Raw genomic sequence first — 10455 nt, 5'->3', positions numbered from 1 at the left:
GTTGCCGTCGTTTTGGCCTCTGTTGCCGTTGTTAATGCCGTCGTTGCCGTCGTTTGGGCCTCTGTTGCCGTTGTTAATGCCGTTGTTGCCGTCGTTTTGGCCTCTGTTGCTGTCGTTTTAGCCTCTGTTGCCGTTTCATTTACCGCTTTTAACTGAGCAATATTTGCCACATCAGTATCTTCGGCGCCGCCTGCAACATTAGTGATTCGACGATAAGTATCTTGTTCACCAAAATCGCCACTTACTGCTTTTTGCCCTATTGATAATTCCCCAATATTTTGTCCAGCTCTATCGTTATCTTTCAAAAATAAGGCTTTATCTTCAGACATTTTTCCAGCAACAGAGTTACCCCCTAATGCAATAGAATCTTTTGCATCATTAACCACTCTTGCATCCGCACCAATGGCAACACTGTGGTTAGTTTTTAAACCACCAAATAACTCATCACCTTTGCCTGCATTAGCATTGTTACCAATACTGATACCACCGTTACTCTGTTTTGCAGCGTCACCAATTGCTATACCACCTAAACCATCTGAAACCGCCTTAGAACCGAAAGCAAGTGATCCTTCACCTTTAGCAACAGCGGCATTACCAAATGCAATTGCAGGAGCGCCTTGTTGACCTTCTGCATCACCATCAGCATAAGCACTATTACCTATTGCAATATCAGAATCATATTTTGCAACAGGTGGTCTTGCTTTATTATTAGGAAGGAATTTATTCGGATTTTCAATGGGGATCTCTTTATCATCGGCAGTATTACCAATGATAATTGAATTATTTTTAACGTCAGTATCAATAAATCCAGAGCCTATTTTAACGCCATCTGATTGTTCAACAATAGCTGTCGATACATTTGGCATCGAAATTGGAATATCAAGGTTTTCGTTATTATCTATAGGTGCTGCTTGTGCAAAAAAAGGTGCGAGGGCTAATACAATCAATGATTTTTTAAACATGATAGAACCTCAATGGTTTAAGCGAAGCAGCCTTGAATATAGCGTGAGTAAATAAAAACTTTCGACTAAAGATAAATCAATAAAAGACAGTATTTGGTTTTTTATTATTTAATCTAAAAAAGAATAGCTTCATTTTATTCTTATTTAGATTAATCACACATGTCACAAAAAATGAAAATTAAGTAAAAAACACATAATCAGTTAATAATCTCCTCCATAACTAAAAAAACAGAGTTAATAATTGTAGTGTTGAAAATTTCATTTTAGAATTACACAGATAAAAAGAAAGAAATTCAGTATGAGTTAGATCACTAAAATGAAATTTATCTTTAGAGAAAAATATATTTAGTAGATAAAAATTAATGTTTAATTTATTTTCATTTTATAGAAACGAAAAAAGGCCACATAATGTGGCCTTTAAAGAAGAAACCTATTTTAAATAAGATTAAAAACGATAACCTAAACCCACCACCCAAGTACCAAATTCGATATTACTTAGCTTTGAATACTCGTAAGAAGCGTCAATTGCTAAGTTAGGAACTGGATTATATTGTAATCCAACACCATAGCTATTAGATACTTTATTAAAGTTAATATTTTGATAGTTAGCATCAAACTCTAAATTCATTTTAACTGAGCTAACACCAATTAAGCCATAAACATTAATATATTCACCTAAACGATAACTAGGCCCAACAGATAATAAATAATAATCATAATGTATATTCCCTTTATTAGAATTAAGATTAAAAGAATATTTTTCTTTATTATAGACAAATGAACCGATTACACCCCAGTTATCATCTAACTTATAATCATATTTAATATTAACGCCTTTAGGTGAATCTGTAACCCTTTTGCTATCTAGTTTCATCTCACTTTGCGCATAGCCTAATGACAATGTATTTTTCAGTATTGCAGTCGCATTAAATGTTGTTATTGATAAAAAAACAGCAGTAATTGGAATAACTAATATATTTTTCATTAGAAACCTAAGTATTATTTAAAATTTGGCTGTGAGATGAATTAACCAAATATAATTTCAATTATATTTAATTTTAATCACCATCATTTAAATCGCACTTGAAATAATAAATCAAAATAAAAAACAGATGAACATTTTATTTTCTATACAATAGCAATAAAAATATTATTATTAACAACAATCAATATAGAGGGGTTTTAGTTAAAGAAAGGGAAATAAAAAGCATTTAAAATTAAAAACAATCATTAATTTTAATATTATTGAAATTTTATCTTATATAAAATCAAAAGGCCACATAACGTGACCTTTTAAAATATAATTTATTGACTAAATATTAGAATCGATAACCAACCCCTAAAACCCAAGTACCGAATTTTGCATCATCTAATTTTGAGTACTCATAAGATGCATCAATAGCTACGTTTGGGATTGGATTAACTTGTAATCCTAATCCATAAGCCATAGATGTTTTACTGTATTCATCATTACCATAATAATATTTATCTTCTTGATTAGCATGACCAAGACCAATTAAACCATAAGCACTAAAATAGTCATTAAAACGATAGCTAGGGCCAGCTGTTAATGAAACATAATCAATTTCAGTTGAGCCAATTTTTCCCCAGCGACTATAAAAATTATAGGTTAATTTTGTATATGTCAGTGATCCAATAACACCCCAATCATTATCAAATTCATGGTTATATTTAAAGTTAATGCCTTTAGGATTATCAGCAAATTTATTGCCATCTAATTTAATTGAGCTTTGAGCATAACCTACAGACAAAGTATTATCTAATGCGGCTTGAACACCAAAAGAAAATGTAGAAATAGCTAGCGCAGAAGCAGCAAAAAATAAATTACGTTTCATCTTTATTCTCTATATAAAAAGGACAGATACAATGGAGCTAAATTTAGCTCTCTTATAAATTAAGCATAATATTTGATAAATATTATTTATAAATAATACGATATTAATAATTTATTATAAAGGCATTCTTATTAATAAAAGAATAATTAAAACACTATCCCAATTAACAATAAACCTACCGTATTTTTCACCATTCTTAAGTAAATATTAAGATTATAAGCTTAGCCACTATCAATAAAGTGACTTAAATAACACCACTGTATTTGCTTTAAATATGATTTTTTAATTCTTCACTGCTAATCGACCAATTTAATATCAAGATACCTTAATAGCTCAAGAGCTTCGATTTTAGAAAATATTGCTTTTTCAATTTTATTCTGGTGAATATCGATACCAAAAGAATGAGAGCCAGTAAAATCAACGCTCTCTAAATTTGTTTGCATAAACAAACTATTCGAAAAATCAGAATTTATCATCACTGATTTTTGAAGATCTGTATTTCTAAAGTCGATGTCATGTAATCGGCATTCTTCAAAAATAGATTCACTCAATTTTAATCCAAAAAAATTACAGCCACTTAAAATACTATTTTTAAAACTGAGTTGTGAATAAAGATCAAATTTAGGCCAATACGCTTTTGTCCAATCAATGCCAACAAGTTTACACTCAACAAATTGAGTATTAGAAAATCGAGTATTAGGGATATTCGCTAAACTTAAATTACAACGTTCAAATAAGCAATGCACAAATTTGCAGTGAGATATTTTAGCTGATGAAAAATCACACTGATAGAATTCACACTCTTCAAATATTATTTCGTTGAGCATTAATTCACTAATATCAAGCTTAGTAAATATTTTCTCTAAATATTCCTGATTATCTTCTAAATTTCCCATATCTCCCCCGATAAAAATGATAAAAAAAAGGACTCTCTTTATTTTAATATTCTTCTTTTTTATGCATAATTAGCAAGTTGCATTTTTAACCAGAATTTTTGTTGGCATAAATTAAAAAACTCTTTTCTATAAGGTGAAATATATTTGTTATTTGACTCAATAATTTCCCATGTGATCCAGCACTCAGGGCATTGGGTATCATTATCATAATGTTCTGTTTCTATCTCTTCAGTACATTTAAGAATAACACCATCATTAAATAACCAAGCCTGTGTTGCTCGAATTATTTCAGTCAAATCATCCCGACACTTGTGGGAGCTTAAAATTTGATAGCCCTCTTCTTGGTTTACAATTTGAGAAATATACTTCGCTAACATCATCATCTCTCTTGTTTTATTTCTTATTATTTAGTGTATTCACTCTAAATGAGACAAGTTTTATTACTTTTAATTTTCATCAAAAGCATCAGCCATAAGCAAAAATTTAGGTTTGGCTTTTGTATAAGCATTAATCATAGGAACTAGTCGCTGAAAATGCTCACTTGCACAATGTATATCAAGCGCAGCATGATCTGGCCATTGTTCAACAAAGACAAAGTGACCTGGATCTTTTTCATCAACATATAAATTATAGCTAATACAAAGAGGCTCTTTCTTAGTCGCTTCAACAAGCTCACGATAAAGAGGTAAAACAATTTCTATCGCTTCTGTTTTAATAAAATCTTCAGCAATTACTTTTAACATCACATTCTCCTTACCGTAATTGAATAACACAAAACACTGTATAAAAACACAGATAAATATAGCCTAGTTAACTTAAGAGATCTAGACTTTTTACATAAGAAAAATACTTCTTATAATTAAACCCTTACTCTTTTTTAGCAAGACGCAATGTATAAAAAAATAAAACGATGCAGCAACCAGTTTAAAATAATAAAAAAGGTCTGTTTTTCATACAGTAGGCAGTAAATATCAAATATTTATTCTCAATATCGATAAAAATATGCGTTTAAATAATACTGATTCTCTTTATATAATAGTCATTCATTAAGTGATACAGAGAAAGTAAGATTTTTGGGGGTTAACGTGTGGCTTGAACAATTTGGTGTACTCAATATCTGGACATACCTTGCAGGCATGTTTTTTATTATCCTTGTACCTGGTCCTAATACTCTCTATGTGTTAAAAACAAGCGCATCCGGTGGTGTTAGTGATGGCTATCGTGCTGCATTTGGTGTCTTTTTAGGTGATGCTATTCTTATTTTTCTCGCCTTTATTGGTGTTGCATCGGTCATAAAAGCCTCCCCTGTGCTGTTTACTCTTGTGCGATTTTTAGGTGCTTTTTATCTTCTCTATTTAGGTATAAAAATTATCCATGCAACTTTTTTCTCAAAGAAAGCGCATGTAGAACAAACAACTGGTGTGCAAAAGCATGTTTTTAGAAAAGCACTTACATTAAGTTTGACTAATCCTAAAGCAATTTTATTTTATATTTCTTTTTTCGTACAATTTATCGATTTTAATTATGCTCACACTGGATTATCTTATTTAATTCTAGCTTCTATGCTTGAAACTTTTAGTTTCATTTATCTCTCTTTTTTAATATTTGGTGGCGTAGCTCTTGCTCGTTTCTTTGGTTCACGTAAAAATATGACAAAATTAGGCAATGGTGTTATCGGGCTTTTCTTTATGGGTTTTGCGACTAAATTAGCGACATTATCATCATAATTATTGAAAATAGATTTTAATTAGAGAAAAGGCAATCATTATATAGATTGCCTTTTTTCTATCCATTTATTAAGCCTATTTACGTATATTAATAAGTGTATTCACCCATTACTTATTAAATACTATTCATTCTCATTCTATTTCAATTAAAAAAAACGTTTTTTATTTTATTCTTTTTATTAAATTTTAATTATTTGATATAAATTTGATTAATATTACTAAAAGACTCTTCATACGGATATATCATAAAATACATATCCTTATAGATAGGTATTGAGATGAATAGCCAAATTGTTATTGATTCTAAAAAATGTATTGGCTGTAAGACCTGTGAAGTAGTTTGTTCAGTTGGCCATACATTTGAAAAGGACGGAAATGATTTCCTCAATAAAAAGAATTTTCATCCTAGAATTCATATTATTAAATTAATGCATCAGTTTACAGCCTCAGTTTGTCATCAATGTGAAGATGCACCTTGTGCTCAAGCTTGCCAAACAAAAGCATTAGTCCGTGGTGAAAATTTTGTTGAAACACATCCTGAAAATTGTATTGGTTGTAGGGCTTGTCTTTTAGCTTGTCCGTTTGGTGCAATTGAACTTGAGAAAAAAGAACAGACTCCTCAAACTTCATTTTTAGACCTTGGTCAATACTTTCAAATTGATATCGTTAAATGTGACTTATGTCATCATAGAGAGCAAGGTCCTGCTTGTGTAGAATTTTGCCCTCAAGACGCTTTAATGCTTGTCTCTGAAAATGAACTGACACAATTAACGGCTGAACGTAGAAAAAAATCTATTTTACGTGAAGATGTTAATATGCATGGAATAACACTTTAATCTCTTAATAGCCTTATCCGTTATATAAGGCTATTACTCTCTCTTTTTGGTTGCTCTGAAGTTGCTTAACTGTAGTTATTTATATCGAAACTACCCAACCATCTGGTATCATTGGCAACTTATCAATTTTCTTGCCATAAATAACTTTGTGTTTCAAACACTTTACCGGTTGAGATAATAAATATCTCATTGATTTTTAATGTTTTTTAAACTTAAAAAAACAGTAATGTAAAGACAAAGTCTTGGTTAGCAAGTTACAGAATAATCAGCAACGATATAGAACCGTAAAAATGAGCATCCCAAAAGAGCAATATAATTTCAACAAGCTACAAAAACGCTTACGCCGTGATGTTGGGCAAGCTATCGCTGACTTTAATATGATTGAAGATGGCGACAAAATCATGGTCTGTCTTTCTGGTGGTAAAGATAGCTACACGCTACTTTCTATCTTGATGAGCCTGCAAAAAAGTGCGCCAATTCACTTTTCGCTTATTGCAGTAAACTTAGATCAAAAACAACCCGGATTTCCTGAACATATTTTACCTGAATATTTAAATGAGCTTGGTGTAGAATATAAAATTGTTGAAGAAAATACTTATGGAATTGTCAAAGATATCATTCCTGAAGGTAAAACAACCTGCTCTTTATGTTCTCGTTTACGCCGTGGTATTTTATATCGCACAGCAACAGAATTAGGCGCAACTAAAATCGCTTTAGGCCATCATCGCGATGATATCTTAGAAACGTTATTCTTGAATATGTTTTATGGTGGCAAACTTAAAAGTATGCCACCTAAATTAATGAGCGATGATGGCAAGCATATCGTTATTCGTCCCCTCGCTTATGCACGAGAAAAAGATATTGAACGTTTCGCGCAAGCAAAACAATTCCCTATTATTCCGTGTAATCTTTGTGGTTCACAACCTAATCTTCAACGTCAAGTTATTAAAGAAATGCTAAAGGATTGGGATAAACGCTACCCAGGTCGCATTGAAACTATGTTTAGAGCAACACAAAATATTGTCCCGTCTCATCTCTGTGATACACATTTATTTGATTTCGCCAATATTAAACATGGTGATGAAGTCATTAATGGCGGTGATTTGGCCTTCGATAAAGATGAGATCCCTGCAATTCCAGTGATGTTCCAAGAAGATGATAATGAACGCCCTGATTTTAGCCAAAATAAGCTTGATATTATTGAAGTAAAATAATGTGTTATCTCCTGAGCCTTGCCATTTTCAAGGCTTAGGATTTTTGTGATGAAATAATTACCAACAATAAATTTAAGCAAAAAAAAACCGATGTTAATAAACATCGGTGTAATAATGGTCAATTATTCTGTATTAAGAACTCAATATGAGAAAAACTACAATTATGGAGCACAACGTTCATCGCTCAACGTTGTATTCACCTGCGAGAGTTATAATGCCAGATGTTGTATTTTAAAAAATTGATATATCTCAAACAGGACTAGAGAATTCTTTTTTAAATCCATTTAGTTACGATTAATTCTCTGAAAATTTACAACCATCTACTACGTTTTAACCACCAAGTAACAATCACAATCAAAACAAAGAGTGATAGACAAAATACGGTAAAACCATAAGGAAATTCATTTCCTGGGATCCCGCCCAAATTGACACCAAATAACCCTGTAAGAAAAGTGGTGGGTAAAAATAGCATTGCCATAAGTGACATTGTATAAGTTCGTCTATTCATCGCATCAGCCATCATTGATGTAATTTCGTCAGCGATAACTGCAGTACGAGAAATACTGCTGTCTAAATCTTCTAAACGCCGGGAAAGTCTTTCTGATATTTCTAACATCGTTACTCTATCACTATCACTCATCCAAGGAAGTTTCTCGATAGAGAGTCTTGAAAAGACATCTCTTTGTGGTGCCATATAACGACGTAAAACAATCAATTGTTTTCGGAGTAATGCCAATTCGCCTCTTGCCGGTATTTGTTGATCGAGGATCATATCTTCAAGTTCAATTAATTGATCATGTAAAGTTTCGACAAATTCCCCGATTTCATCAGTGACAGCATCCGCCATGGTAATTAACCAATCACCGCTACTTTCAGGCCCATTGCCTACATCTAAAGTATGAATAACAGAATCAACAGAATTAACTCGACGATGACGACTAGACACTATTGTTTGGCTATTAATATAAATTCTAAATGCCACAAGTTCATCAGGTCGATCATCTGGATTATTATTAATTGTTTGCAAATTGATGACGATACCTTCACCAATACGTTGAGCCTTTGGTCTAACATTTTCCGCTAATAAGATATCTTTAGCTATGGCTGGAAGTAGTTCTGTCTCTTGTATCCATTGAGCACTTTGTGGTTTGCGGTAATCTAAATGTATCCACAGCGGATTTTCATTAGTTGCAACCGTCTCAGACGTTATTTCAATTACTCCCCCATGCCCATTAAGTTGCGCAGTATAAATTGCATCTGAATCATGCAAGACAGAGTCATTAATTGTTTTCATTTAGTTTCCTCCATAATCTTTGCGTTAAAAACGCTATCTTAATTCAGTGTTCAACTGTCAAATAATAATGTGTCTATCTTCACTTTATATAATTATTTTTCAATATGTTATTCTATTTATCTTCTAATATATTGTATATCAACACTATTTTTTATAATTACGCTCCTGTTTTTATTTGTATTTTTTACTTTAGGATTATTACACTAAATCTAATGCTGATAGTTACGCTACTATATCAATAGTTGAAATGCCTAGAGATAACTTATTTTATTTACAAGAGAAAAAGTTATTTGCTGTAATTTATAATAATTATCAGTCTGGTGTATACTAAATCTTATCTAATACATTTGTTGTACCCTAAAAATAAGGTCATCAATATGAAAAAGTTTCTCGCTATTCCTTTATTTTTACTTTTAGCTGGATGCAATGACGCAACGTCAACAGAAAATGCAAACACTGCAGCGGCTGCTGATACAACAAAAACACTTCTCGTCGATTCACAACTTTATGACTGTGTGGGTGTTGCTCCAATGAAATGCATGAAAGTGAAAGAACTCCCTTCTGGTGAATGGTCACTATTCTATCAAAACATTGAAGGTTTTGAGTATAAAGCAGGCACGGAATACACATTAAAAGTGAATGTGACAGATGTCCCTAATCCTCCGGCAGATGCACCAAGTGTAAAATATACGCTAGTCGAGATTGTAGATAAGAAATAGCCTCTCCTACTAACACTCACAATAAGCAATACACGCTATTGTGAGTGCCTTTTATTAAGATTATTTTGCTGATAACCTCTATTAAGTAAGTTTAATTAAATTTATGTTATTTTAATAATATGCTATTTATATGACTTTAATTTTATTAAGCATTTAAAATAAGCCTGCAAACTATTTTTAAGAGTAATTTCAAACAATTAATATTGAAATAAATGCTTAATTTACTAAAAATAGAGCTTCTTACCTCAACATAGAACCTCTATAATGAATAAATTAATTCTTATTTTAATTAGCTTCGCTTTATCTTATACCTCTACATCACATGCTTACAATAAAACGCATACTCTCTATGGGGGGTATATTTATGGGAAAATAAAAGGTGATACTGCAAAAGGACCGATTATTAGTTATCGTTATGAAACAGAAAATACTTGGGGACTATTAGTTTCCCTGCTCTATTTGAACTCAGATCATAAAGAGCCTTTTAATGATCCCCGTTTTACCCTTCCATCAATAATAAAATACAGAAATAAAACGACGGCTCTATTAGTCGGCCCGACTTATAGATTATCATCAAAAATTTCCATCTATGCCCAAATGGGCCCTAATAAATTGAAACATCAAGAAGATAAGTATCATCCTGAAATAAACACAACAGATACACATATTGTTAATACAACAAGCGTTATTGGTCATATTGGCATCGATTATAACCCACTAAAAGATGTTTCACTTAATTTTGGCTACCTTTACTCAGATACCACAGCAAACAAACGTCACATTGAGTTAAATAGCTTACAATTATCTCTGGGATATCGTTTTTAAATTTTATTTAAAAAATGTTGGTAATCAGTAATTTAATTTAACAATAGCAAAGAAATAAATAGAGAGCTCATATACAAAACTCTTCAACATTACAATAAATACATTAACTTTTATTGCCATTAAGTA

At 31.7% G+C, this 10455-nt stretch carries 11 protein-coding genes and 1 pseudogene; 5 read left to right on the top strand and 7 right to left on the bottom strand.

What is annotated here, in order from left to right:
* The 6 genes and pseudogenes from INT04_RS02640 to INT04_RS02615 form a co-directional block, all read right to left on the bottom strand.
* A pseudogene (locus INT04_RS02640) lies at positions 1–962 on the bottom strand (hypothetical protein); the annotation flags it as partial.
* A gap of 445 nt (positions 963–1407) precedes the next feature.
* Positions 1408–1947 carry an Ail/Lom family outer membrane beta-barrel protein gene (locus INT04_RS02635; protein WP_193014579.1) on the bottom strand — a complete coding sequence of 180 codons (540 nt, stop codon included), beginning with the start codon at positions 1945–1947 and terminating at the stop codon, positions 1408–1410.
* A gap of 334 nt (positions 1948–2281) precedes the next feature.
* Positions 2282–2818, bottom strand: coding sequence for an Ail/Lom family outer membrane beta-barrel protein (locus tag INT04_RS02630; RefSeq protein WP_193014578.1), 537 nt, complete (start codon positions 2816–2818; stop codon positions 2282–2284).
* Positions 2819–3114: 296 nt separating this feature from the next.
* Positions 3115–3714, bottom strand: coding sequence for a pentapeptide repeat-containing protein (locus INT04_RS02625; RefSeq protein WP_193014577.1), 600 nt, complete (start codon positions 3712–3714; stop codon positions 3115–3117).
* 59 nt (positions 3715–3773) lie between these two features.
* Positions 3774–4091: a hypothetical protein gene (locus INT04_RS02620; protein ID WP_193014576.1), complete on the bottom strand. Its 318-nt coding sequence runs from the start codon at positions 4089–4091 to the stop codon at positions 3774–3776.
* Between the two features lie 69 nt (positions 4092–4160).
* Positions 4161–4457, bottom strand: a complete 297-nt coding sequence (locus INT04_RS02615; RefSeq protein WP_193014575.1) for a putative quinol monooxygenase — start codon at positions 4455–4457, stop codon at positions 4161–4163.
* Between the two features lie 342 nt (positions 4458–4799).
* On the opposite strand from INT04_RS02615, the gene leuE reads away from it, so the two are divergent.
* The 3 genes from leuE (at position 4800) to ttcA (ending at position 7491) form a co-directional block, all read left to right on the top strand.
* Entirely contained in the window at positions 4800–5441 is a 642-nt protein-coding gene (leuE, locus tag INT04_RS02610; RefSeq protein ID WP_193014574.1) for a leucine efflux protein LeuE, read from the top strand.
* Between the two features lie 278 nt (positions 5442–5719).
* Entirely contained in the window at positions 5720–6277 is a 558-nt protein-coding gene (locus INT04_RS02605; protein ID WP_193014573.1) for a 4Fe-4S dicluster domain-containing protein, read from the top strand.
* A gap of 290 nt (positions 6278–6567) precedes the next feature.
* Positions 6568–7491: a tRNA 2-thiocytidine(32) synthetase TtcA gene (ttcA, locus tag INT04_RS02600; RefSeq protein WP_193014572.1), complete on the top strand. Its 924-nt coding sequence runs from the start codon at positions 6568–6570 to the stop codon at positions 7489–7491.
* 310 nt (positions 7492–7801) lie between these two features.
* Here the strand turns inward: ttcA and zntB are convergent, their stop codons facing one another.
* Entirely contained in the window at positions 7802–8785 is a 984-nt protein-coding gene (gene zntB / locus INT04_RS02595) for a zinc transporter ZntB (protein ID WP_193014571.1), read from the bottom strand.
* Positions 8786–9162: 377 nt separating this feature from the next.
* Between zntB and INT04_RS02590 the strand changes: the two genes are divergently transcribed.
* Both INT04_RS02590 and INT04_RS02585 read left to right on the top strand, forming a co-directional pair.
* Positions 9163–9504: a DUF4377 domain-containing protein gene (locus INT04_RS02590; protein ID WP_193014570.1), complete on the top strand. Its 342-nt coding sequence runs from the start codon at positions 9163–9165 to the stop codon at positions 9502–9504.
* A 264-nt stretch (positions 9505–9768) separates the two neighbouring features.
* Complete coding sequence (locus INT04_RS02585) at positions 9769–10329, top strand: Ail/Lom family outer membrane beta-barrel protein (protein ID WP_193014569.1); 561 nt, start codon at positions 9769–9771, stop codon at positions 10327–10329.
* Positions 10330–10455 lie beyond the last annotated feature (126 nt).

Source organism: Proteus sp. FME41 (assembly GCF_014897315.1).
GTDB lineage: Bacteria > Pseudomonadota > Gammaproteobacteria > Enterobacterales > Enterobacteriaceae > Proteus.
The sequence above is the reverse complement of the archived record's forward strand: the minus strand, read 5'-3'. Positions and strand labels throughout refer to the sequence as shown.

Excerpts from the sequence above, each read along its gene's own strand:
- INT04_RS02630 (WP_193014578.1), bottom strand. The coding sequence starts at position 2,818 with ATGAAACGTAATTTATTTTTTGCTGCTTCTGCGCTAGCTATTTCTACA.
- ttcA (WP_193014572.1), top strand. The coding sequence starts at position 6,568 with ATGAGCATCCCAAAAGAGCAATATAATTTCAACAAGCTACAAAAACGC.
- INT04_RS02620 (WP_193014576.1), bottom strand. The coding sequence starts at position 4,091 with ATGTTAGCGAAGTATATTTCTCAAATTGTAAACCAAGAAGAGGGCTAT.
- INT04_RS02585 (WP_193014569.1), top strand. The coding sequence starts at position 9,769 with ATGAATAAATTAATTCTTATTTTAATTAGCTTCGCTTTATCTTATACC.
- INT04_RS02605 (WP_193014573.1), top strand. The coding sequence starts at position 5,720 with ATGAATAGCCAAATTGTTATTGATTCTAAAAAATGTATTGGCTGTAAG.
- INT04_RS02615 (WP_193014575.1), bottom strand. The coding sequence starts at position 4,457 with ATGTTAAAAGTAATTGCTGAAGATTTTATTAAAACAGAAGCGATAGAA.
- INT04_RS02635 (WP_193014579.1), bottom strand. The coding sequence starts at position 1,947 with ATGAAAAATATATTAGTTATTCCAATTACTGCTGTTTTTTTATCAATA.
- INT04_RS02625 (WP_193014577.1), bottom strand. The coding sequence starts at position 3,714 with ATGGGAAATTTAGAAGATAATCAGGAATATTTAGAGAAAATATTTACT.
- zntB (WP_193014571.1), bottom strand. The coding sequence starts at position 8,785 with ATGAAAACAATTAATGACTCTGTCTTGCATGATTCAGATGCAATTTAT.
- INT04_RS02590 (WP_193014570.1), top strand. The coding sequence starts at position 9,163 with ATGAAAAAGTTTCTCGCTATTCCTTTATTTTTACTTTTAGCTGGATGC.